The sequence below is a fragment of the Venatorbacter sp. C2-1 genome (assembly GCF_022832715.1).
In the GTDB taxonomy this organism is placed as follows: Bacteria; Pseudomonadota; Gammaproteobacteria; order Pseudomonadales; family Oceanobacteraceae; genus Venatoribacter; species Venatoribacter alkanivorans.
The window spans coordinates 850,544-874,149 of record NZ_CP094879.1 but is presented as its reverse complement, the minus strand read 5'-3'; the positions used below and the strand labels follow the sequence as shown (position 1 = coordinate 874,149).

General features: G+C 53.6%; 19 protein-coding genes. 3 read left to right on the top strand and 16 right to left on the bottom strand.

Features of this window, described 5'->3' with window-relative positions; translation table 11 throughout:
* Positions 1–70: 70 nt before the first annotated feature.
* From MT343_RS03860 to MT343_RS03825, 7 genes are all read right to left on the bottom strand, one after another.
* Positions 71–3,217, bottom strand: a complete 3,147-nt coding sequence (locus tag MT343_RS03860; protein WP_145469790.1) for an efflux RND transporter permease subunit — start codon at positions 3,215–3,217, stop codon at positions 71–73.
* Positions 3,198–4,790 (bottom strand): efflux RND transporter periplasmic adaptor subunit, encoded by a 1,593-nt coding sequence (locus tag MT343_RS19570; protein WP_305852254.1) that lies wholly within the window; start codon positions 4,788–4,790, stop codon positions 3,198–3,200. The genes MT343_RS03860 and MT343_RS19570 overlap by 20 nt, the downstream gene beginning before the upstream one ends.
* A gap of 6 nt (positions 4,791–4,796) precedes the next feature.
* A complete protein-coding gene (locus MT343_RS03845) occupies positions 4,797–6,200 on the bottom strand; it encodes a TolC family protein (protein WP_145469792.1) in 1,404 nt (467 codons plus the stop codon).
* Between the two features lie 86 nt (positions 6,201–6,286).
* A complete protein-coding gene (locus MT343_RS03840) occupies positions 6,287–6,766 on the bottom strand; it encodes a hypothetical protein (protein WP_145469793.1) in 480 nt (159 codons plus the stop codon).
* A gap of 18 nt (positions 6,767–6,784) precedes the next feature.
* The gene (locus MT343_RS03835; RefSeq protein ID WP_145469794.1) at positions 6,785–7,159 is read right to left on the bottom strand and encodes a SirB2 family protein; all 375 of its coding nucleotides are present in this window, start codon (positions 7,157–7,159) and stop codon (positions 6,785–6,787) included.
* 208 nt (positions 7,160–7,367) lie between these two features.
* Positions 7,368–7,802: a D-aminoacyl-tRNA deacylase gene (gene dtd / locus MT343_RS03830; RefSeq protein WP_145469795.1), complete on the bottom strand. Its 435-nt coding sequence runs from the start codon at positions 7,800–7,802 to the stop codon at positions 7,368–7,370.
* A 75-nt stretch (positions 7,803–7,877) separates the two neighbouring features.
* Positions 7,878–9,848, bottom strand: coding sequence for a methyl-accepting chemotaxis protein (locus MT343_RS03825; RefSeq protein ID WP_145469796.1), 1,971 nt, complete (start codon positions 9,846–9,848; stop codon positions 7,878–7,880).
* A gap of 104 nt (positions 9,849–9,952) precedes the next feature.
* On the opposite strand from MT343_RS03825, the gene MT343_RS03820 reads away from it, so the two are divergent.
* The 3 genes from MT343_RS03820 to ntrC all read left to right on the top strand — a co-directional run bounded on the left by MT343_RS03820 (position 9,953) and on the right by ntrC (position 13,300).
* Positions 9,953–10,465 carry a DUF4124 domain-containing protein gene (locus tag MT343_RS03820; RefSeq protein WP_186435966.1) on the top strand — a complete coding sequence of 171 codons (513 nt, stop codon included), beginning with the start codon at positions 9,953–9,955 and terminating at the stop codon, positions 10,463–10,465.
* A 325-nt stretch (positions 10,466–10,790) separates the two neighbouring features.
* Positions 10,791–11,867: a nitrogen regulation protein NR(II) gene (glnL, locus tag MT343_RS03815; RefSeq protein WP_186435967.1), complete on the top strand. Its 1,077-nt coding sequence runs from the start codon at positions 10,791–10,793 to the stop codon at positions 11,865–11,867.
* A gap of 2 nt (positions 11,868–11,869) precedes the next feature.
* Positions 11,870–13,300: a nitrogen regulation protein NR(I) gene (gene ntrC / locus MT343_RS03810; RefSeq protein ID WP_145469798.1), complete on the top strand. Its 1,431-nt coding sequence runs from the start codon at positions 11,870–11,872 to the stop codon at positions 13,298–13,300.
* A 20-nt stretch (positions 13,301–13,320) separates the two neighbouring features.
* Here the strand turns inward: ntrC and MT343_RS03805 are convergent, their stop codons facing one another.
* The 9 genes from MT343_RS03805 to MT343_RS03765 all read right to left on the bottom strand — a co-directional run bounded on the left by MT343_RS03805 (position 13,321) and on the right by MT343_RS03765 (position 23,604).
* Positions 13,321–17,163: a DUF6701 domain-containing protein gene (locus MT343_RS03805; RefSeq protein ID WP_145469799.1), complete on the bottom strand. Its 3,843-nt coding sequence runs from the start codon at positions 17,161–17,163 to the stop codon at positions 13,321–13,323.
* Entirely contained in the window at positions 17,163–17,540 is a 378-nt protein-coding gene (locus MT343_RS03800; protein WP_222428582.1) for a hypothetical protein, read from the bottom strand. The genes MT343_RS03805 and MT343_RS03800 overlap by 1 nt, the downstream gene beginning before the upstream one ends.
* A 52-nt stretch (positions 17,541–17,592) precedes the next feature.
* The gene (locus MT343_RS03795; RefSeq protein ID WP_145469801.1) at positions 17,593–18,405 is read right to left on the bottom strand and encodes a type II secretion system protein; all 813 of its coding nucleotides are present in this window, start codon (positions 18,403–18,405) and stop codon (positions 17,593–17,595) included.
* Positions 18,405–18,890: a type IV pilus modification PilV family protein gene (locus MT343_RS03790; protein WP_145469802.1), complete on the bottom strand. Its 486-nt coding sequence runs from the start codon at positions 18,888–18,890 to the stop codon at positions 18,405–18,407. Before MT343_RS03790 ends, MT343_RS03795 begins: the two co-directional genes overlap by 1 nt.
* A gap of 18 nt (positions 18,891–18,908) precedes the next feature.
* Positions 18,909–19,415, bottom strand: coding sequence for a prepilin-type N-terminal cleavage/methylation domain-containing protein (locus MT343_RS03785; RefSeq protein WP_145469803.1), 507 nt, complete (start codon positions 19,413–19,415; stop codon positions 18,909–18,911).
* A gap of 12 nt (positions 19,416–19,427) precedes the next feature.
* Complete coding sequence (locus tag MT343_RS03780) at positions 19,428–19,922, bottom strand: type II secretion system protein (RefSeq protein WP_145469804.1); 495 nt, start codon at positions 19,920–19,922, stop codon at positions 19,428–19,430.
* 18 nt (positions 19,923–19,940) lie between these two features.
* Entirely contained in the window at positions 19,941–20,555 is a 615-nt protein-coding gene (locus MT343_RS03775; RefSeq protein ID WP_145469805.1) for a hypothetical protein, read from the bottom strand.
* A gap of 108 nt (positions 20,556–20,663) precedes the next feature.
* Entirely contained in the window at positions 20,664–21,890 is a 1,227-nt protein-coding gene (locus tag MT343_RS03770; RefSeq protein WP_145469806.1) for a type II secretion system F family protein, read from the bottom strand.
* Positions 21,883–23,604, bottom strand: coding sequence for a GspE/PulE family protein (locus MT343_RS03765; protein ID WP_145469807.1), 1,722 nt, complete (start codon positions 23,602–23,604; stop codon positions 21,883–21,885). Before MT343_RS03765 ends, MT343_RS03770 begins: the two co-directional genes overlap by 8 nt.
* Positions 23,605–23,606 lie beyond the last annotated feature (2 nt).

The window sequence follows — 23,606 nt, the reverse complement described above, 5'->3', positions numbered from 1 at the left end:
GCGTAAAACGGAAATAATAAAAGCCGGCGACTGTCGCAGTCGCCGGCTTTTATTTTATCGCGTTGATTAATTATGCGGTTTCACGCTTACGCCAGAGAAAATACAACACCGGAATCACCACCAGCGTCAGCAACAGAGCACTGGCAGTACCACCCACCATAGGTGCGGCAATACGGCTCATAATTTCCGAACCTGTGCCCTCTCCCAGCATGACCGGCAATAAGCCCACGGCAATAGTAGCCACCGTCATCGCTACCGGGCGCAGACGTAAACCGGCACCATTGATAACCGCCTGACGTAATTCACTTTCCGTAACCCTGCGCTGCTGCTCCTGTGCCAAAGCCAGAGCAGCCTGATATGACTGATTTAAATACACCAGCATAATCACACCGATTTCTACGGCGACACCGGCAAGAGCAATAAAGCCTACACCGACAGCCACAGAAAAATTAAAGCCCAGCGCCCACATCAGCCACAGGCTGCCAACCAGTGCCAGTGGCAGAGTCAGCAAAATCATCGCGACTTCGGTCAGCCGGCTGAAACTCAGATACAGCAGCAAAGCAATAATGGCGATGGTTAACGGCACCACATACTGCAGTTTTTCTTTCGCACGCTGCATATATTCATACTGCCCCGACCAGCGCAGCGAATAACCCGCTGGCAGCGTCAGTTCGCCGCTGTCCAGCGCCTGCTGTACCCGGCTCTGGGCAGAATCAACATAGTGGCCAACATCCACACCGTCGATATCAACAAACAGCCAGCCATTAATGCGGGCATTTTCACTTTTAATGGCTGCAGGCCCCGCTTCACTGCGGATATCAACCACATCGCCCAGCGTCACCAGCTGACCGTTTGGTGCGACAAAAAACAGCTGTTTTAAAGCTTCCGGGGAATCGCGGTAAGCCTGTGGATAACGCAGATTGACGCCGTAACGCTCCAGTCCTTCGACGGTTTCAATAATATTTTTGCCGCCAATGGTGGTGGTAATAATCTGTTGCAGCTGTGCCACGCTCAGGCCATAACGCGCGGCCTGCTCACGGCGGATATCCAGCGTTAAATAGCGGCCACCGGCTACCCGCTCAGCATAGGCTGATACCGTACCCGGTACTGTTTTAATAATGCCTTCAAGCTGCTGACCTATTGCCTGAATCTGCTGCAGATCCGGCCCTGCAATTTTTACCCCGACCGGGGTTTTAATACCGGTCGCCAGCATATCAATACGGGTCTTGATCGGCATAACCCAGGCATTACTCAGCCCCGGAAACTGTACTTTATTTTCCAGCTCCGCACGGATATCGGCGGTCGTAATCCCCTCACGCCACTGATCTCTGGGCTTCAGCTGAATAAAGGTTTCGATCATGGTTAATGGTGCCGGATCGGTCGCCGTTTCCGCACGGCCGATTTTTCCCATAACGGTTTCCACTTCCGGAACACTGCGGATTAATTTATCGGTCTGCTGCAATATCTGCCGCGCTTCACCGATAGACAAACCCGGATAGGTGGTCGGCATATACATTAAATCGCCCTCATCCAGTGGCGGCATAAATTCGCTGCCGATATTTTTCAGCGGATACAGGCTGGAAAGCGCCACCAGCAGCACCAGTGCCAGCAGTGTTTTCGGACGCGCAAGAACCCGTTGCAACAGCGGCAGATACAGTGCCTGCAGAGCGCGGTTAAGCGGGTTTTTATCTTCCGGCTGAATATGGCCACGAACAAAATAGCCCATTAATACCGGCACCAGGGTAATGGCCAGAATAGCAGCCGCGCCCATGGCATAGGTTTTGGTAAAGGCCAGCGGGGCAAACATCCGCCCTTCCTGCGCTTCGAGGGCAAACACCGGCAGAAAACTCAGGGTAATAATCAGCAGACTGAAAAACAGCGCCGGGCCAACTTCCTGCGCGGAGCGGCTGATCAGTGCCCAGCGTTCACTGCGTTCGGCGGGTGGTTTTTGTTCTTCGGCTTCCAGATGTTTGTGCAGGTTTTCAATCATCACAATGGCACCATCGACCATGGCACCAATGGCAATGGCGATACCGCCAAGGGACATAATATTGGCGTTAATGCCCTGCCATTTCATCAGTACAAAGGCGGCCAGAATACCCACAGGTAAACTGAGTACGATGACCAGCGACGAACGCAGATGAAATAAAAACAACGCACAGACAATAGCAACCACCACAAACTCTTCGCTGAGTTTTTGCCATAAATTATCGATAGCATTATCGATCAGCCGGGTGCGGTCATACACCGTGGTAATTTCGATACCGGCCGGCAGTGAGCTCTTTAAACGCTCAATACGCTGTTTAACGCCGGCAATGGTCGCCTTGGCATTTTCACCAAAGCGCATCACCACAATACCGCCAACCACTTCGCCATCACCGTTCAGCTCAGCAATACCGCGACGCATCTGCGGGCCGGTACTGATGCTGGCAACATCTTTCAGTAATAACGGCACGCCGGCACTGTCGATACCCAGCGGAATATTTTCCAGATCGGTAATGCTGCGTATAAAACCGGTCGCGCGCAGCATGGTTTCCGCTTCGGCCATTTCAATCACCGAAGCACCGCTTTCCTGATTCGATAACTGCAGCGCATTCACCACCAGCGACAGCGGAATTTTATGCGCCGCCAGCGCCACCGGATCGAGCTGAATCTGGTATTGCTTCACCATGCCGCCTAATGGCGCAATTTCGGCAACACCGGGCAGACTCTGTAATTCGAATTTTAAAAACCAGTCCTGATAAGCGCGCAGATCCGCCAGCGAATGCTGTCCTGTAGGGTCGCTCAGAGCATAAATAAATACCCAGCCGACACCGGTCGCGTCCGGACCTAACTGCGGCCGTGCTACTTCCGGCAGGCTGGGCGCAATCTGGCTTAAATACTCCAGCACACGTGAACGCGCCCAGTACAGATCGGTGTCGTCATTAAAAATAACGTACACATAGGAATCGCCGAAAAAAGAAAAACCGCGCACGGTTTCTGCACCCGGCACCGACATTAATGCCGAGGTCAGCGGATAGGTTACCTGCTCCTGCACAACCTCCGGTGCCTGGCCGGGGTAACTGGTTTTAACAATTACCTGCACGTCGGATAAATCGGGAATAGCATCCACCGGTGTACGCGATAAGGCGTAAAAACCGCCACCAACCAGCATCAGACTGAGCAGCAGCACCAGCAGGCGGTTGCGTACCGACCAATCAATGATGGCTGTGATCATGCATCACCTCCGCTGGCTGGTTATCGCTTTCCATCTGCTCATGATTCATCTGTGAATGATCCATGTTCGAATGGTCCATGTTCGAATGGTCCATGTTCGAATGATCCATGTTCGAATGATCCATGTTCGAATGATCCATGTTCGAATGATCCATATTCGAGTGATCCATATTCGAGTGATCCATATTCGAGTGATCCATGTTCGAATGATCCATATTCGAATGATCCATGTTCGAGTGATCCATATTCGAATGATCCATGTTCGAATGATCCATCTGCGAATGATCCATCTGAGAATGATCCATCTGCGAATGATCCATCTGCGAATGATCCATCTGCGAATGATCCATCTGCGAATGATCCACTTCATCGTCAAAGCGGCTCAGGTCGGCACCGATGGCCGATTCCGAATCCAGCATAAACTGCGCACTGGTAACCACCTGCTGGCCTTCTTTCAGGCCTCGCAGAATTTCGACGTTATCCTGTCCGGTGCGGCCAACCATAACCGCCTGAGAACGGAAGCGACCATCACCCAAAGCCAGCACAACCCGTGGCTGCACGCCGTCATCAATCAGGGCGTTACGCGGCACCTGCAGTACCGGTTCACTCTGTTTCTGCAGTTGTGCCTGGGCAAAATCCCCCGGGCGCCAGTTACCGCTCTGGTTATCCAGCTGCAGGCGTACCGTCTGGCTGCGCAGCTCGCTGTTCAGCAGTGGATACACACTGTCAGCCATAAGCTCGGCCGACACCCCGTCACGCCGTTGCAGCACAACCCGATCACCAGCGCTGAGCCAGCCGGCCAGCGACCCCGGCAAACGCACGTCCACCCACAGGCGGCTTAGATCCGCGATCCGTAATAACGCCTGCTCCGGCATTACCCGTGCTCCCGGCATCAGATTCAGCTGGGTAATCACACCATCCTGCGGCGCCACGATCGCCACCTGCTGGCGCACCTTGCGATCGCGGCGCAGCTGCTGCAGCCAGCCGGCATCCACACCCAGTGCTAACAGACGGCTCTCCGCCGCGCGGATCAGCGCTGGCTGACGGGCTTCCAGTGCGCCCAAAAGTTCTTCCTGTGCGCTGATAATGCGCGGGCTGTAAAACTCAAACAGCGTCTGTCCGGCGCTGACACGCTCGCCCACGGCAAACACCTGCTGGCGGCTGATCCAGCCTTCGCTGCGTACCTGGATCTGCTGTTCGTACTGCGGATTCACCTGAATTTCCGCCAGTGCCAGCGCCTGCTGCACCAGCGGCACCCGCTCTGCTGCAGCGCTCTGTACGCCCAGATTCTGTTCTACCGCAGGACTGATGCGGATGGTGCCCGGCGCGTCTTCGGCACCGCTGTTGTCATCGGCGTAGACCGGCACCAGTTCCATCCCCATCGGCGACAGGCCGGGTTCAGGGCGGCGATAGTTAGGGTCCATCGGCGCAACCCAGTAAAGTGGCTGCGGTTCAGCACTGGCCTGTGTTTCTGCCGCTTCTGTTTGTGGTTGCTGTACCGACATCAGGCCGGCGCCGAGGCCGGTACCCACTGCCAGAGCCAGTAATAACGGCCATTGTTGTTTCATTGTCATATCGTTTTATTCCTGTTCAGTACCGTGGCCGGATGTCATGCCTGGCTGCGCAGCAGAGGCGGCAGGCGACGGTGCAGAAAATCCGGGGGCATAAAATTCAAGGCGGATTGCGGTTTTGTGCAGTTCACGCAAAAGGTTAAGGCGTTCGATATCGCCGTTGAGGCGCTCCATCACCGCACGGATCACATCGTTAAAGTCATCTCTGTCCTGGCCGTAGCTGTTCTTTACCGCCTGTAGCTGGCGGCTGATCTGCGGCAACAGAGTCTGATCGTAAAATTCCAGCCGCTGGCGCTGCAGCTGATACTGAGCCCATTCGTTACGTACTGCGCTGAGCAGCTGGCGTAACAACAGCTGCTGCCGGGTTTGTTCGGCTTCGCGGCGGCGTACACTGGCGGCCACCTTGCGCTCGTTGCGTTCGCCGTTAAACAACGGCAGGTCGACGCTGACACCAACGGAAACAAAATCCGCACGGTCGTTACCCATCGCATCATCGCCGCGATAGCCATAGCTGGCCTGAATGCCCCACTGCGCCTTGTCTTCCTGACGCGCCAGCTCGATATCAGCGGCGGCGCTGGCGACGCGGTTTTCGGTCTGGGCCCACAGCGGGTGCTGCATCAGCACGGCGGCTAACGCCTGATCGTCAGGCATTGCATTTACCAGCTCTGCTGCGGGCTCAAAGCGGGGAGCATCTTCCAGCGCCAGAGCCGTCATCGCCTCTCCCGGCGGCAGCCATTCATTCAGACGCTGGCGCGCAGCCTGATACTGCTGCTGCAGATTCAGCAGGCGCTCACGGATACGCTGGGTTTCCAGCTCAACGCGCAGCAAATCCTGTTGCTGTGGCCCGCTGTCAGCATTCAGCCCGCTGGCGTTACGGTAACGGCGGTTCAGTACGGCGGCCTGCTGTTGCAGGTGCTGCAGGTGTTCGGCGGTCAGCTTTTCGGCCGCCTGAGCACGGGCAGCTTCCAGCCATAACAGTGATACTTCACGGCGTAACTCACGCGCACGCAGCGCCTGATTTTCACGGCTGAGGCCGGCCATCAGACTTTGCTTCTGCGCCTGCAGATCAAGGCTGTCACCACGCGGCAGCATCTGGCTGATACCCAGCTGGATCTGGGTCATGGGTTCCTGCTCAAACGACCAGGAGTCGGTAGGAAGATTCTGCGCATTCAGCGCGATTTTCGGATTAGGCCAGTAGCGGCTGGCGGCGCTGTCCTGGCGATAGGCCTGCTCCAGCTGACGCTGACTGCGCAGCGCCGGGTCCGACTGCAGCGCGTAGCCGCGGGTCTGCTCCAGACTCAGACCCAGACCCAGGCCCGGCTCCGCGGCCAGTACCCTGAGCGCAGGCCAGCACAGCAGCACAAACACAATGGCCTGCGCAGCGGGGTGGCGGCCGGTAAAAAACAACATCATGGAAATGCTCCACTTTCAGCAAATCAAAAAGACACAAAGATCAGGGGCTGTTGCCACCAATACCTGTGCGGTTCTGTAGCGATGATTCAGCTGAAAATGGGGGGACGTTGCGGCAGGGCCAGCACCACGGCAGCAGCCGGGCGTGGGTCGTAGCGGGAAAAACTCTGCTGTTTGCTGCGTATGGCACGCGGCATGTCCAGCGTCATAGCAAAAGAAGAACAGGCACCGGCACAGCAGGGGCAGGATGCATCACAGTTGGCCATCGTGGCGCTACTATGCGTACCGGTGTGCATACTGCTGTTGTCTGAGACGTGCTGAGCGTCGCCGCTCATATCGCTCATCGGCATCATATCGTGGCAGGCAGGCATGGTATGCATTGCTGCCGGCGCCTGAGAGTCTCCGCCCGCCGTCATCTGTACCAGCTCATTCTGCGCTGCCATTTGCCAGAGCATCAGAGCCTGACTGTTGGCACTCAGCACCACTCCAAACACCAACGACAGCACCAGCAGCCCCTGAAGAGGGCCGCGCAGCCGGCGGTTAATGGATGAAAGGCTCAGTGTCAGCAAGTTTCTGTCCTGTATTGCTCAGAAATACGAAAACCAGGATACAACATTATGCGTTTTTGCCACGCCAAGAACATAGGCATAACTCAATAACGCCATAAAAAATGCACTGCGGCTGGCGCGCTTGATCGCGGCGGTGCCAAAACCGATGTACAGCAGCAGACCAATCACTTTACCGGTCAGCCAGGCATCGGTCAGCGGGTACTGAGCAATGCGGATACACAGCATAATGGCAAACACCAGCAACAGGGTATCGAGCACATGAGGCAGTATTTTCAGCAGTTTGTTCCGGCGCCATACCGGCGCGAAATAAAACAGCATAAAGCGGCCGGCAAACAGCAGGACGGTTAAATAGGCCAGGCCTGCGTGCGAGTGTTTCAGTACAGAGTAATCCACGGCAATCTCCGTTATCGCAGCCGTTACCTGCCCGGAATCGGCAGAGGCTGGCAGCGGTCTGATAAAAAAGTGGCGGCGAGCATAGCAAGAAGTGTCCGACGATTCACCCGCACAGCCAAAGACAGAACCGATATGGCCCAATGGGCAACACAGAGCAAGCAGAAATCGCGCGCGTCTAGCAGGCTGCTAGACACTAATTAAACAGGCCCTAGACCTCAAGCCAGAAGGTTACCGGGCCATCATTCGTGAGGGACACTTTCATATCGGCGCCAAAGCGGCCGCTGGCGGTGGTTACCTGTAACGCGGCCTGCTGCAGAAAATAGCGGTATAACTCATCCGCCAGCTCCGGCGCTGCGGCGCGGGAAAAACCAGGGCGGGTGCCTTTGCCGGTATCAGCCGCTAACGTGAACTGCGACACCACCAGCAATTCATAACCACAATCGAGCAGGCTGCGGTTCATACGCCCCTGCTCGTCGGCAAAAATACGGTAGTTCAGTACTTTATTCAGCAGCTTATCGGCACTGGCGCTGCTGTCGTCACGCTGTACACCAAGCAATAACAGAATGCCTTCACCGATGGCACCAGTGGTTTCGCCATCCACCACCACGCTGGCGTTGCTGACGCGCTGAATCAATCCGATCATACAAACCCTGCCCTGCAAACAAAGGCGCAGAGAATAACCGCTCAGCCAGCGCGCGCAAACCTGCACGCACTGGCGTCAGTGACGGCTGATGGCGTGCAGACGCTGCGCCACGGCGGTGTAATCACGGCTCATATCATTCAGATGGCTGGCATCCTGTGCATTCTGCTCCGACAAATTGCGGATACGCTCGGCCAGCTGATGAATTTCCTGCGCAACCCGCGTCTGTTCATCCACGGCGGTGGCAATGGTCGCCGTGCGGCCCTCAATATTACTGAAAGCGCTGACAATATCGGCAAAGCTGTCGCGCGCTTCCTGCGCCCGTTCGATTGACTGACGCGACAGCTCACGGCTGTTTTCAATCACCTGCACACCAGAGCCTGCGGCCTGCTGCAGCTGGGTGATCATCTGTTCGATCTCGCTGGCGGAGGCCTGGGTTTTACCGGCCAGAGTACGTACCTCATCGGCCACCACGGCAAAACCGCGCCCCTGCTCGCCGGCCCGGGCCGCCTCAATAGCAGCGTTCAGCGCCAGCAGGTTGGTCTGTTCAGAAATCGCCTTAATCACCGCCAGCACGGCTCCGACCTGCTGCGAATCGGTGGCCAGACGTTCAATCACCTGCGAAGCATTGCTCAGCGCATCCGCCAGCCGGCCAATGGCTTCACTGTTTTCGGTGACCACCCGCTGCCCCTGATCAACCACGGTGCGCGCTTCGCTGGCGGTCTGCGCGGCGGTGGCGGTGTTCTGGGCCACCTCTTTGGCGCTGGAAGCCATTTCGCTGACGGCGGTTGCCAGAGTGTTGTTTTCATCCAGCTGGGCATGGGCGCGGCGGGTCAGGGTATCGCTGAGACCGTTCAGACCATCGGCACCTGTGCGGATACCTTCGGCTTCGGTGCTGATGTTACGGAGGATGCCGCCCAGATAATCGGCGTAATCATTTACCGCCTGACGTAAGCGCCCGACTTCGTCATCACGGCTGACGGTAAGACGGGTACTGATCTGACCGTTAACCAGACTGCGGACCTGCGCCGTGGTTTCTTCCAGCCAGCCGATAATCTGCCGGCCAAAGACAATCATCACCAGCACAAACAGCAGAATCAGCGGAACCAGACTGGAATACAGCATCAGCGACAGTGCACTCATGGTCTGCAGAGCAACGCTCTGCGGCAACAGCATGCCCACCTGCCAATGCTGTTCCTCCAGACTGCTCAGAACCAGCAAAGCCTCGTCGTCCGGCACCACGCCGGCAGGTACAGCAACGCCACTGCGGCCGGCACTCAGCAGTGTTTTCAGCGGTGCCAGGCTGCGGTCTTTGGAGGCCAGTTCATCCAGTGTTTTCATGTCCAGAGACTGCGCGCGCAGACCCGGTGCAGCGACCACGGTACCGGTCTGATCAACCACGAAGGGATAAGCCTGAGCAATTTCGCGATGCCCCTGCAGTAATTTGCCCAGACCGCTGAGCATCAGATCGACAGTGGCAACACCCCAGAATTCTCCCTGACGACGAATAGCCACGGTACAGGTGACCATTGGCGTGCCGGATACCGGATCGGCATAGGCCTCCGACCAGGCACACTGCCCCGGCGCCAGCGTGCGCCCGATGCTGTACCAGCCCTCGTTGTGATAACCCGACCCGGCCGGATCGTTATAATCGTTCAGCAGTTGCAGACGACCCTGACTGTCACGCGCCCAGAACAGCGAGGCACGCTCCCGCGCCGGGTCCAGACGTTGCGGCTCTGGCCAGATACCGCCACCGGCAATGGCACCATTACCAAATTCGTCCACCAGATCGCGTAAATGAGTGATAAATGTTGTCTCATCCAATGGCAGTGTTGCACCCAGTGCCGCCATACTGCGCGTCAGTGATGCTGTGGCCTGCAGTACGCCATGGATTTCGGCAGCAATGCCCTCGACCCGCAGCTGCGCACTATCCTGCGCTTGCTGATACAAACGTGGCTCGGCAAGATAGTGGGTAAGAAGGTAGATACAGAGAACAGCGCCCAGCAGCAAAGATGCACCGGCCAGCCAGAGTTGTTTACGAATTAACATAGAATACGCCCGGAAGGTGATTATTTTCAGTCTAGTGAGAATTCCTGACTCTTCCGGATAACCGCCCTCAGCACAGCAGGATTACCATGACAAAGAAGACACTGATGTCACTCATTCTTTTATTAACAGCCTGCACCAGTCTGGCGACCGAGGTGTACATCAGCCGCGACGCTAACGGTAACGTCATCTTCAGTGATAAGCCGGGACAGAACTCCGAAAAACATGCGGTAAAAGAGCTGCCGTCCATCCCCGCCTATGTGCCTCCCCCCAGTGCACACCAGCCGGCCAAGGTGAACGAACCCAGCTTTAACTACACCAGTCTGAGTATTATCACCCCAAGCAATGGTCAGGATATTCCGACCGGTTTCGCCGGTAATGTTGAGGTGTCCGGCGTACTCAGTCCCGGCCTGCGCGAGGCCGACACACTTTATCTGCTGGATAACGGCGAAGTGTTACGTCAGGGACGCCAGACATCCTTCCAGCTCACCAACCTCAGCCGTGGCGAGCATGGCCTGCAACTGGTCGTGCGTGATCAAGCCGGCAACACCATTATCAGCAGTAATCTGGTGACCATTTATGTTCAGCGCGCTTCGGTTCTGAACCGTTCAGGCCGTTAAGGCCTGTTAACGCGGCCGGCACTGGCCTTAAAACCAAAGCACCAAATTCGAGCACAAAAATACTGCGAAGCACTGTTTTTGTGCGCTCAATTCTCCTGTATGTTCGTTCATGTTCGACTTAGCAACATGAATCGCCTACCCCGGCGCTAATATTGTGCATCCCTCCCATAACCTCTGATATATGGCTCAGTTTTTGCTGAAAGCCAGTTGCACAATGTTTTAGCGGCCTGACAGATGGCCACGACTGCCCTCTGGATAAGTACTGGTGGTGCGGTCTGACCCACGCCTCACGCGGCGTTTTTACAGGCAGCAAACGGAGACAAGCATGCTGGCCAGCCCGATCATCAATCAACGCTTACTGGAACACCTGAATACCGGTGTTCTGCTGCTGGACGCCGATCTGACCGTTCTTTATATGAACCCCGCAGCCGAAGCCCTGCTGGAAATGAGTGGCAAGCGCTGTCTGGGCGTGCCCTTTTTTGAACTGGCCATCGAATCTGAAGAAGCGACCAGCGCGCTGGAGCAGGCGATTATTACCGGCCACTCCTATACCAAACGCGAAGCCACTATTCAGCTGCACAATCAGCAACAGATGACACTGGATTACAGTGTCAGCCCGGTATCCCATCCGGAAAGCCGCCTGCCTTCGCTGCTGATCGAGCTGCAGGGGCGTGACCGGCTGATGCGCATCAGCCGCGAAGAGCAGCTGATCGCCAAACAGGAAACCACCCGCTCTTTAGTCCGCGGGCTGGCCCACGAAATTAAGAACCCTCTCGGTGGTATCCGCGGTGCCGCGCAACTGCTGGAGCGTGAATTACCTTCGGCCGAGCTGAAGGAATACACCAACATCATTATCGAAGAAGCCGACCGCCTGCGTGATCTGGTCGACCGTCTGCTCGGCCCGCGCCAGATTCCGAAACAGGAACAGGTTAATATTCACGAAGTGCTGGAACGTGTCTGCCAGCTGATCGATGTTGAATCGGCCGGCCGCATCAATATTGAGCGCGATTACGATCCGTCTATTCCGGAGCTTGAGGCCGACAAAGGTCAGCTGATTCAGGCCCTGCTGAATATCTGCCGCAACGCCATGCAGGCAATGCTCGAAGCACAGCCGCCACTGGCACAGCCACAACTGAGTTTACGCACCCGCACCGTGCGCCAGTTTACCATTGGCCATCATCGTCACCGTCTGGTCGCACAGATCGATATCAGCGACAACGGCCCGGGCATTCCCGAAGAATTACGCGAAAATCTTTTCTACCCGATGGTCAGCGGCCGCGCCGACGGCACCGGCCTGGGATTATCGATTTCGCAATCCATTATCAATCAGAAGAACGGCATCATTGAGTTTGTCAGTGATGCCAGTAAAACCGTCTTCTCTATTTATTTACCTCTGGAATAACTATGAGCACTGTCTGGATTATCGACGACGACAAATCAATCCGCTGGGTTCTGGAAAAAGCTCTGGAACAGGCCAATATCACCACCCGCGTCTTTGAACAGGCGGAGCCGGCACTGGCAGCGTTAAAGCGAGAACATCCGGATGCCATTATTTCCGATATCCGGATGCCCGGCATGGATGGTCTGGCGTTATTACGTCATGCTCATGAAGCTCACCCGGATTTACCGGTAATTATTATGACCGCCCATTCCGACCTGGAAAGCGCGGTATCGTCCTATCAGCAGGGTGCGTTTGAATATTTACCCAAGCCATTTGATGTGGATGAAGCAGTCAGCCTGATTCATCGTGCGATTGCACACTTCGCTGAATTAAATGCCAATGCGCCGCAAAGCGAAGAAGAAACCGAAGAGCATGAAATTATTGGCGAAGCGCCGGCCATGCAGGAAGTTTTCCGTGCCATTGGCCGCCTGTCTCAATCCAATATTACCGTATTAATTAACGGTGAATCCGGTACCGGTAAAGAACTGGTTGCCCATGCCCTGCACAAACACAGCCCACGTTCGGCGCAGCCGTTTATTGCCCTGAATATGGCGGCTATTCCCAAAGACCTGATCGAATCAGAATTATTCGGCCACGAAAAAGGCTCCTTTACCGGTGCCGGCGGTCAGCGTCGCGGACGCTTTGAACAGGCTAATGGCGGTACTTTATTTCTCGACGAAATCGGTGATATGCCGGCCGATACCCAGACCCGTTTATTGCGTGTTCTGGCCGACGGTGAGTTCTACCGCGTAGGTGGCACCACGCCGGTCAAAGTGAATGTACGGATTATTGCCGCAACTCACCAGAACCTTGAAGGCCTGGTTAAAGAAGGACGTTTCCGCGAGGATTTATTCCACCGCCTAAACGTTATCCGTATTCATCTGCCACGTCTGGCGGATCGTCGTGAAGATATTCCGAAGTTACTGTCACACTTTTTAAAGCGTGCCGCCGAAGAGCTGGAAGTCGAAGCCAAAACCCTGCGCAGTGAAACCGAAGATTATTTAAGCTCGCTTGACTGGCCGGGTAACGTGCGTCAGCTGGAAAATACCTGCCGCTGGATTACCGTCATGGCGTCCGGCCGTGAAGTATTAATCAGCGATCTGCCTCCGGAGCTTTTGGAACAGCAGGGCAGTATTCATACCTCCGGCAACTGGGAACAGGCTTTACGCTACTGGGCAGATCAGCAACTGGCCAACGGTGTTACCAATCTGCTGGATACCGCCGTACCGGTGTTTGAACGCATTATGATTGAAACGGCACTTAAGCATACCGCCGGACGCCGTCGTGATGCCGCCAACCTGCTGGGCTGGGGACGCAATACGCTGACCCGTAAAATCAAAGAACTGAATATGGATGGCCACGGTTCTGATGATGACGATGACAGCGACGAATAACGTCTCTTTGCAGTCAGGCCTCAGGGCCTGACTTCGCGCCAGTAAATCACCCGGTCATGGCCACGGTAAATACCAAAGGTGGCCGTCGCCTGCGGATCGTCCAGCGAACCGTTATTATCAAAATCATCCTGCAGCCATACAGGCACATTAAAGCCAACCGTTGCCGTGCCGGTATCCGGTGTACCGGCGTGTAAAACCGGTGCCTGCAGTAACACCGCATCCGTATTACGGCCACTGATTAACGTACGACTATTACCCAGCACACTGGTCAGCGTTGACGGCAAGACACTGGCATCAACGCTGCTGTCGTAACTCCAGCAGCTGTCATCGCTGTTCTGCACAAAGCGTCCGCCAGAAAAATATTCTGCCCGTGCCGGTATCCGCAGAGTTTGCGTTTCCGGGCCGTAGCTGTCTTCCAGCCATAAACGCCCGTAACGCAGCTCAAAACCAGAAGAAATATTAAGCGTTAATGAACCAGTCATATTAACCTCATCGGTATCTTTAAAATCGCTCAAGGTTAAAATCGGCTTCGGTTGAAAAGGGGACACTTTTGCTCTTAGTTCTTTACTGTAGGTAAAGGTATCATTCAGCACATCAAGGGTATAATTCAGAATACCTGCCGAAGCGGTAGTCAGGTTTCCGGCATTAATCACCGCTGACAGCGAAACAGGCAAACCATCATTGGCCAACGCGCTGCTGTCTGTGGTCGGCAGAGAAAATATGGCCGGGTTCGGCGGTAATTTCATAAACCCAGTCTGGGTATAGTTCTGCGTCAGATTATTCAGCGCATTCCGGGCCTGAATTTCCAGCACAGGGGCAAGATCCCAGTGAATATCCTGACCGCTGTAAGCAAAACCAGAAGCCGTACTGCAATAGGGCTGCAACTGTCCGGCGACCAGTTCAGTGACGTTAAAATGATGTGGATAAAAACGTCCTGTCGGAGTACTGACCGCCGCTGGTAATGTTACGCCATGATAATTACTGCCCGGTGTTAAGCGGATATTAAATACACCGACTTCTGATACATTCGCTGCCAGAATGTTTTTATTATCCGTGGCGGCACTGTGATTATATTGCGCCGGATTTAATACAGCATTAACGCCTGCCGAAGGGGCAACCAACTCCGTACTCAGAGTCATATTATTCATTGCAAAGCTTGGGGTTGGTGTATTGTTACAAAAATCAGAATCACTAGCCGTCTGCCAGCCGACGGCGGAAATATTCAGATTAAAATTATCTCCGGCTTTGACGAAGGCATCACAGTCACTATAGACAGGAAGACCACATTCACCATTGTTGCCATTATTGTCATCTGCCTGAATACAGAAGCCCGCCGGGTAACTGACAAAACGGTCGTTGCCACTCATGGTTAATCCGTTTTCCGTACCCGTTCCGCTGTATTGCACATTCAGCTGCATCAGCCCGGCATCGGCATAGTTAATCGTCAGCGGAGTCTGTCCATTGGCATCAAAACTCAATGTTAAGGTTACTGCTGGTGCAGAAATATCGGCGATATTATTTCCGTTAACACTGACCGGCCAGGACACAACACGGGAAGTATTATCAGGGTCAATATATTGTGAGCTGAAAGCGATATCGCGACTGACACTGGCAAATCCTGGCACACAGGCCCTGGTTACATCGTCTTTTTTAACGGCTTTCAGCAATACATCACTGGCGCCAAGCCCTGCGGGAAAATCCGGAATATCCAGCACAAAACCAGAGTCTGCAAAGGTCATACTGCAGTTGGTCGATAATGCTCCACCGTCACGCGAGCAAAGATTAGACGTAAACGCCTGCGATACCGGTACCGATGACAACACCTGAAGATTAACCGTTGCCGCCGTATTCTGGCGTAAAGAAAGCGTGGCAGAACCACCACTGAAGGTTTGTACATCGCCCCCTTCCCAGCCGGAAGGGCCAAGTGTGACGGTCACAGGATCGGTATATAAACTGGAACAGCTGGCATTGGCACAGGCTTTAATCTCTACTTCCTGTGGAGAACAGGTCAGTGCACTGCTGGCGTAGCTCATTTCAAAATGATGAACGATGGGGCCAATCGGATTAATCGTATTGGCACACACCCTTAGCAGATCTATCTCGTGATAATTACTGGAGGCTCCGGTTGATCCTGTAAATGAGAGTAATAAATTCTGTGGAATCGTCGCCTGGCCATTCAGGTTCGCAACATTAACCGGCGCGACCAGGGGTACAAAACCAGCACCACTGTCGCGCTCGACACTGACGATGGACTGCCCGGCGATACGGGAATCAATAACAAAACGATAACGGTGAGCCGGGCCACCAGCTGAGGATGTTGGCCGTTGATCCACTCCCGGAGATAAGCTGCTGGTGCCGGTCAGATAACGATAGCCACTGCTGCCACTGCCCGAACCACGAATGGTTACGCTGTCGGGTCTGGCACCCGGCCCCCCAATCCGGCCTTCGGTCGGATTGGAAAAGTTTCCGTACTCATCCAGACCAATCCCCAGCCAGCCACCGGCAAAACCGGGGTCACCATTATCCCGCTGGGCATACCCCAAAGAACCACCAAAACTACCGGACTGCGGGGTAATGGTGGCATCGGAGAAGACCACCGAAATACCGTCAGCACCGGTACCAAAAAAGGAAGTTGACCAGGCGTAATGGGTAAATTCAATCACCACTATATTATCTGCCGCCGGAAATAAACGCTGTAATGTCGATGCTGTGGATTGGTAGGTAACATCCTGCGTCAGACGCAGACGGTTATTCACTAATGAGGGTGTAAAACCACCGGCCACCGCTGATGTGATCCAGTCGCTGCCATTGCCGGTGCGATCAAAATCATCATTAAAACAGGTTAAAGCAGCACTGTCTGAGGTGATACGCAGGTCATCCAGATGGAAGTAATCATTTCCTCCGCTGTTGCCGCCGGTCTGGCGAAAACGGAACTGAAAATTACTGCTCAGTGCCCCGGAAGGGAGAGCAAAAATACTGTTACCGCTCGCACCCGCGGTACCATTTCCGCTAATAGTTTCCAGTGGCGTCCAGCCTCCGGAACCGGTACGGAATTCTGCAACCAGATCCTCGCCGATATCAGGATCTTCGCTGAAAGAATCAGCTCCCCGCCGCCACCAGTATTCAAGAGTAACGCCGCTGTACACACTTAAATCCAGGGTTTTTAGCTGTACATTGACCACACCACTGCTGGTATAGAGTGAGCGCGTCGGACTACTGGCTGTCGCAGAAGAAATTCCGGCATCACCACCAGAAGACGTCGTCACACTCCAGTCGCTACCAAGAAAATTGCGCTCAAAATCGTCGCAGAAAATAATATTACTGCCACCACAATAACCTGCAGTCTCCGTCAGTTTAACGTCATCGATATGCCAATAGTCGTTATCCGGACCATTTCCCCGGTCAAGCTGAAAGCGGACGCGTAAACCGGTATACATAGCCGCTTCGGGTAATTCGTATTCAGCCAGCCCTGATTCTCCGGGCGTACCACTACCGTCAAAGCGCTCCAGCTCTACCCAGTTAGTATTATTTAATAAAATCTGCACTGTCAGATCTTCATTACTATCAGGGTCTTCACTGAAACTGTCATCGCCACGCCGCCACCAGAAGGATAACGTAGCACCGGCTTTACCCGCCAAATCAAACGCCAGCGTATCGACCGTTACCGTATCCCAACGCAGGAATAAACTGCGGGAAGGTGAGTTTGCTGTTGCATTACTGATGCCGGTATTCGTGCCGCTGCTGGCAGCCCAATTGCCACCCAAAGTGGTACGTTCAAAATCATCACTGAAAATAACATCGCCGGGAGCAGCATAAACCCCGGCACTGCACAGTAAAAAAAACAGCCGTAAAATAATCTGCATTATTTCACTCTCACTTCAGTGGTACGTTGTGCGCTGTCAGTGCCACTGCCACAGGTTCCCGTCGAGGTCAGCGTAAAATATACCTCACTGTCAACCGTAACCGGCTGGCATACAACACGAACATTGCAGTTGCTCAATCCGTACAAAGAATTCGTTGAAGAAAAATCATGAGCATAGAACGGTACTGATGCACAGCTTCTGCCTGCACTCCCATCCGGAGGCAGAAGTAAATTAAGGCTGAGCTGTAACCCGGATTCGGCCGCATAAAACGCACGCTGCGACTGTAACTGCAGGCTGCTGCCCTCACTGCTGCTTTGCTGTAATTGCGCCATAGCAGCGATAACCAATGCCAGCACCGTGATTACAAACACAGCCATTGGTAAACCAAAACCCGACTGCCTGGTCGTTATTCGGGCATTTAATATTCGCTCAGGGCACATTACGGAGCTGTACCTCCTGTGTCTGTTGCAACTGGTCATCAGAGGATGGGTTTTCCAGAATATAAGAAAAGGTAACCAGACCATTGCGCCGCAGTGTCGGGGGTAAATAACGGAAATTCAGCGAGTTATTTTGCAAGGGATAGGCCAGAACATCCCGCCCGGCGGCCTGTGATGCTGGCAGCGACGACTCCAGCGAGGCGATATTGGCAATAAAACCGTAATTCCGGAAATGATAAAGAAAGCTGCCCTGCTGACAAACCGCTTCCGGCGTAGTAACCAGATAAAAGCGCCTGACAGGCGAATCCGATAAAAATTCGTGAGCTGACGACAGGCTTACCGTTACCGCAGCAGTGCCAGCCGGCAAGGTAGCAATGGCCTGCGTTAATGCGCCACTGGCAGACGGGCTGTAAAGTTCGTTCTGATTGATAGGATAAATAACTGCGTAGCCACTGTTAACTTCTGATGCCGAAACCGGCACGGCAGAAAAATCGGTAATTGCCATATTCAGGGCAAGACTTGTGTAAACGGAGGCAACCTTTACCGGAATAAACTCAATACAGCGGCCATTAGCTGTTACCCGGATACTCCCGGGCAACGCCGGGCGTAATAACCGGCTGATCTTTTCATTGATGACACTGCCTGTTGCAGCCAACTGCTGGCGCGCGCCACTGTCGAGCAGCATGCGACCACTCTCGCTGATAAAACGTACAGAAATAATGGCCAGAACACTGCCGACAACAAGTACAATCAGCAATTCAATCAGAGTAAACGCCTGTAATCTTGATCTGGCCGGAAGCAGCATCAGAAATTACCTTTATAAGCGGTAAAACGGCTTACCTGCCCATTGGGCGCCATAATACTCAGATCAATTCTTTTTGCGCCTTCAGCATTAATGCCCAACGAATTATCGCAATGTACCTCAATGCTGACGCTATAGCCGTTATACAAACCTGCCAGGCTCTGATCCATTAATGCCGGATCTTCGGCATTAATACCGTTGTAGTCATCCACATCATCGTATTGAGCACGGCTTTCGCCGTCATCGGTGATACGACATACTCCATTATAAGGTGGTACACCAGCAGGCCCGGTTGTTTCGTCAAACTGGCGGGCGAGTATTTCGTCCAGATAAATTTGCGCCAGATTGGTTACACGGCTTTGCAACAGCGCATCAGCACTACGGCCGGATAGCAGCGAAAATACCCGCAAGCTACCCACCAGTGCCACGCTGATAATAATCAGCATGACCACCAGCTCGACCAATGTCAGTCCCTGTTGCCTGTTCATATTATCGCGCCTGAAATATTAGGGCCTGTTAACACTGAAACTACCTTCTAAGTTTAGCTGATCAGGCTGACAGGTTGCCGGATAAGCAAAACCACTGGCAGCCAGGCACAATGGATGAGTCGTTTCGGAGGAGAAGACAAACTGATAGTTGCTGCCTACAGAGGTATCGCTGGCAAAGGTAAAGCTGCTGGTCTGACCATTGCTGAAGGCCGAGCCATTAAGGCTGAGAGTAGCGTTATGACGGGGAGCCTGACGCTCCTTAAATGACACCGTTCCCTGACTGAGATTAAACCGCCAGTTCGCATTGTCCTGCATCACGCTAAGAACAACCGCAGAATTACTGGTATTGGCCAGTGCACGCTGCTGGGCCAGTAAAATCATAGCCTGTAATTGATCACGCGCACTTAACGCAGAAAAACTATCCGGGCGGGCAAAAAGACTGCTGCCAATCGCACTGAGCACCCCCAGCAGAACCAGTACCATCACCAGTTCTACCAGGGTAAAGCCCGAGACATACGGCTTCATTGCAGAAGCGGATTAGCAACCACTGGCAGTAACCACGACTACCGGAGAGGCGGTAATAGGGGCGGTATTATCGGTTGCTGCAGTTGCTGCGGTATAGGCAGCGGTGCAGTTTGCACGCAAAGTATATGTCAGGGTACTGCCACCTGTTGCACCACCACCGCTGACCACATAATCCACAGTGCCAGCATCAAAAGCAGCCTGAAGACCCGCCGAAACCTGAGCAGCTACCGTAATACCGGCGGCATCGGCAGTCGGATAACCGTTCACCATAGTAATGGCACTACCTTCCAGTGTAACGCTGGCGCCCAGTGCTGCCCCATTCGCCAGTTGCTGAGCGTGGGCAATATTTGCTGCCGAGCGCAGTGCACCTGCCAGCGCATTAACACTGGCCGTACGCGCGTCACCGCCAAAATCTGCGAAGCGGGGCAAAGCAAAAGCCGACAGCACGCCGAGAATCACAATTACCATGATCAGTTCGATCAGTGTAAAACCTGCTTGTTTCTTCATATTCCGACTCCTGCTTGCTTATCGGATAAACCAAGTGACCCGGCCATTGGCCGCGTTATATTCAATGTAAGACTGACTTCCGTTTTCTTCCTGCCCGCCGGCGTCTTTGCCTGCGGTTTTTCCACTGTTTGCCGCCGTTACTTTTACGTAGCGACAAACACCGGAGATCCAATACACACGATAGCTGTCTGCCGGCGCGTGCTCATAAGCGGTATACAACGGTGGTACCGGGTCCTGCAGCAATGCCCGCCAAAGACGGATACAAGGTGCTGTTGCGGCCACCACATCTGGCGATCCCGGCATACTTTGCTGTTCATTAAAGCCAGCATCCGCTGACACTATTGCTGCATCAACCGGCCATCCGGAAACCGATACGGCAATATCATTACGTCCAAAACCGCTCAGCCGTTCGACAGCTCCGGGCTGCCCATCCAGAAACCAACGTTCATGCACTTTCATGACGGCGGCTTTTAAGCTACTTCCCTGGGCAATAACTTCTGCCCTTCTGGCATCATCCAGCAAACGGTTATACCGCGGTAACAACAGCGCAGGCAGTAGTGCCAACAGAGCGACCGCCGCCGCAAATTCCAGTTTGGTATAAGCATGTAAAGAACAGATGCGGCCATCATTCATAAGCCTACTGAAACCTTAGCTCAGTGATTTTTTTTTGCCGTTTATATTTACGAAACAAAACATAAATCCGCCTGTTTTCAGTGATTTAATGCGCCGGATCAAAGAATCCTAACGCCCTGTCGCCACACGGCTGAGATCCCAGATAGGCAGGAAAACCCCCAACGCCAGGACCAGTACCATTAAGCCGAGAAAAACCAGCAGAACCGGCTCAATCGCATCAGCCAGGCGCTTCAGATCGTAATCAATTTCCTGCTCATAAAAATCCGCAACCTCATCGAGCAAACTATCAACCGAACCGGTTTCTTCTCCCACCGACATCATCTGTAAAACCAGAGGGGTAAACAGCCCGGTCGCAATTGCTGTATTCGTCAGGCGATCGCCGCGCTCAATACCATGCTGCATACTCTTAACCGCTGCACCGATAAAGCGATTACCGACACTCTCGGCAACAATGGAAAGTCCCTGCAGAATTGGCACCCCCGCCGCCATCAGCATGGCGAAAGAGCGGGAAAACCGCGCCAGAGCAATACGCTCGAAGATGCCGCCCAATATCGGAATTTTCAGCTTTTTCTCATCCCAGAACAGGGCACCCTGCGGTGTTCTTACGTAGCCCCGGAATGCCCAAAAGGAAACGCTCAGCATCACCAGTAAGAACAACCAGTAATCCTGCATAAATTGTGATGTGCCCATTAACACGCGGGTAGCCCAGGGAAGCTGGGCGCCAAGATTATTAAACACCCCACTGAAGCTGGGTATCACAAACATCGTGATCACGACCATCGCAATACTGATACTGCCAACAACCATGGTTGGGTAGCGTAATGCGGCTTTAATCCGCTTACGGGTTTCACGCTCCATTTCCAGGTGCGAAATCAGTTTCAGTAATGCATCCGCCAAATGCCCCGTAGTTTCACCGATATGCACCATGCTGATAAAAATGGGAGAGAAGTACTGCGGGTATTGGCGGAAAGCAGTCACCAGATCCGACCCGGATACCAGAGAACGATTGATGCCATTCAGTGTATTTTTTATAGCCGGATTTGCCGATGATTCCGCCAGTCCGGTTAAGGCACGGATAATAGGAACACCTGCTTTAGTCAGCGAATAAAGCTGCCGTGTCAGCAGAATTAATTCGTCCGCACTGATACGCTCGCGCGACCACAGCTTCATGTTTAAGCCGGATGATTCCCGGACCTCTTCGGCCTCATCCAGCGCAAGTACAATGATCTGCTGTTGCTGCAGCTGATCCAGCGCCGACTGGCTGCTGCCGGCGGCAATAATTCCATTCACCGCCTGGCCACGGTTATCACGGCCACGGTAAATAAATTCAGCCATTGGCCAGATCCTCTTCCAGAGTTGCCGACACCCTGAACACCTCTTCCAGCGAAGTGACTCCGGCACGGGCATAATCCAGTGCGCACAAAGCAAGGGAACGGAATCCGCTCTGGGCGGCAGCTTGTTCAGCAAACAACTGCGCATCATCATGACGCAATGATGCAACCAGCTCGGGAGTCATTTCCAACAGCTCGTAAATACCGATACGTCCCTGATAACCGGTATTGTGACAGTGATGACAACCACGGCCACTGAGGTAATTGTGAGCCGAAGATCCCGGTTCCAGTACATCCAGCCAGGCCTTTTCCTGGGCGTCCATAACATGCGGCTGCTGGCAATGGCGGCATAGCTTTTTGACCAGACGCTGAGCCACCACTGCGCGCAGCGATGATGCCACCAGATAGCGGTCAACCCCCATATCCATTAAGCGTGCGACCGTTGATACCGCATCATTGGTATGCAACGTCGATAACACCATATGGCCGGTCATGGCTGCACGCAGACCAATTTCAGCCGTTTCGTGGTCACGAATCTCCCCGACCAATACAATATCCGGGTCCTGACGTAATGCGGCACGTAATACCGTAGAAAACTCCAGGCCGACTTTACTGTTCACCTGCACCTGATTTACCCGCGGCAAGCGGTATTCAATCGGGTCTTCGGCGGTAATGATCTTTTTTTCCGGCTGATTCAGCACACTGAGAGCAGCATAGAGGGTAGTGGTTTTACCACTACCGGTCGGACCTGTGACCAGTATCAGGCCATGAGGCCTGTGAATCAGATATTCAAAACGCTTCTGTAGTTTTTCCGGCATCCCCAGTGTTTCCATGCTGAGAATTCCGGCACTCTGATCCAGCAAACGCATCACCACCGATTCACCGAACTGCACAGGCATGGTCGAGACCCGTACATCAATATTTTTATTCGACACGCGGATATTAAAACGCCCATCCTGTGGTAAACGTTTCTCAGAAATATCAAGACCAGACATAATTTTCAGGCGTGATACTAATGCCGAAGCAACACGCTTTTCTTTCATAACCTGTTCCTGAAGTTCACCATCGACGCGCAGACGAATACGCAGCTGGTTTTCTTCCGGTTCGATATGAATATCCGATGCTTTAATCTGTACCGCATCTTCAAACAGGCTTTGCAGTAAGCGTACAACCGGCGCTTCATTAACATCGGATGACTGTGCCATCTGATCAATATCAAATTCACTGCCACGCAGCTCGCCTTCCAGCTCACCGGCGATGGTCGCCATCTGCTCCTGACGGCGGTAAACCGTATCCAGAATAGAGAGGAGCTCCTGCTCACGGATAAACGCAGGGAAGATCGCTGTCTTAAGGATTCGCTGCAGATCATCAATCACCATCAGATCGGTAGGGTCTGCCATACCGATCAGTAAGCCATTATTTTCCTCAGACAAAACCAGACAGCGATAACGCCGGGCATGGGTTTCCGGCAGACGCTGCACCAGATGATTATGAATACGGAAACGGGCCAGATCGATAAACGGATAATTAAAAAAATCGGCCAGTGTTCTAAGCAGTTCATCTTCTTTAACAAAACCCAGATCAGTAATCGCCCGGCCCAGCTTTTTCCCGGTTTTTTTCTGCTCTGCCAGAGCCTGATGCAACTGATCTTCGCTGATCAGGCTCTTTTCCAGCAACAGATCTCCGACACGGACACGTTTACGACTCGGTGTTTCCATAA

What these genes read in the sequence shown, in the direction of transcription:
- glnL (WP_186435967.1), top strand. Translation starts at nt 10,791, where the DNA reads ATGCTGGCCAGCCCGATCATCAATCAACGCTTACTGGAACACCTGAAT.
- dtd (WP_145469795.1), bottom strand. Translation starts at nt 7,802, where the DNA reads ATGATCGGATTGATTCAGCGCGTCAGCAACGCCAGCGTGGTGGTGGAT.
- MT343_RS19570 (WP_305852254.1), bottom strand. Translation starts at nt 4,790, where the DNA reads ATGACAATGAAACAACAATGGCCGTTATTACTGGCTCTGGCAGTGGGT.
- MT343_RS03825 (WP_145469796.1), bottom strand. Translation starts at nt 9,848, where the DNA reads ATGTTAATTCGTAAACAACTCTGGCTGGCCGGTGCATCTTTGCTGCTG.
- MT343_RS03795 (WP_145469801.1), bottom strand. Translation starts at nt 18,405, where the DNA reads ATGCTGCTTCCGGCCAGATCAAGATTACAGGCGTTTACTCTGATTGAA.
- MT343_RS03860 (WP_145469790.1), bottom strand. Translation starts at nt 3,217, where the DNA reads ATGATCACAGCCATCATTGATTGGTCGGTACGCAACCGCCTGCTGGTG.
- MT343_RS03785 (WP_145469803.1), bottom strand. Translation starts at nt 19,415, where the DNA reads ATGAAGCCGTATGTCTCGGGCTTTACCCTGGTAGAACTGGTGATGGTA.
- MT343_RS03790 (WP_145469802.1), bottom strand. Translation starts at nt 18,890, where the DNA reads ATGAACAGGCAACAGGGACTGACATTGGTCGAGCTGGTGGTCATGCTG.
- MT343_RS03800 (WP_222428582.1), bottom strand. Translation starts at nt 17,540, where the DNA reads ATGGCTGTGTTTGTAATCACGGTGCTGGCATTGGTTATCGCTGCTATG.
- MT343_RS03780 (WP_145469804.1), bottom strand. Translation starts at nt 19,922, where the DNA reads ATGAAGAAACAAGCAGGTTTTACACTGATCGAACTGATCATGGTAATT.
- MT343_RS03775 (WP_145469805.1), bottom strand. Translation starts at nt 20,555, where the DNA reads ATGAATGATGGCCGCATCTGTTCTTTACATGCTTATACCAAACTGGAA.
- MT343_RS03805 (WP_145469799.1), bottom strand. Translation starts at nt 17,163, where the DNA reads ATGCAGATTATTTTACGGCTGTTTTTTTTACTGTGCAGTGCCGGGGTT.
- MT343_RS03845 (WP_145469792.1), bottom strand. Translation starts at nt 6,200, where the DNA reads ATGATGTTGTTTTTTACCGGCCGCCACCCCGCTGCGCAGGCCATTGTG.
- ntrC (WP_145469798.1), top strand. Translation starts at nt 11,870, where the DNA reads ATGAGCACTGTCTGGATTATCGACGACGACAAATCAATCCGCTGGGTT.
- MT343_RS03820 (WP_186435966.1), top strand. Translation starts at nt 9,953, where the DNA reads ATGTCACTCATTCTTTTATTAACAGCCTGCACCAGTCTGGCGACCGAG.
- MT343_RS03765 (WP_145469807.1), bottom strand. Translation starts at nt 23,604, where the DNA reads ATGGAAACACCGAGTCGTAAACGTGTCCGTGTCGGAGATCTGTTGCTG.
- MT343_RS03770 (WP_145469806.1), bottom strand. Translation starts at nt 21,890, where the DNA reads ATGGCTGAATTTATTTACCGTGGCCGTGATAACCGTGGCCAGGCGGTG.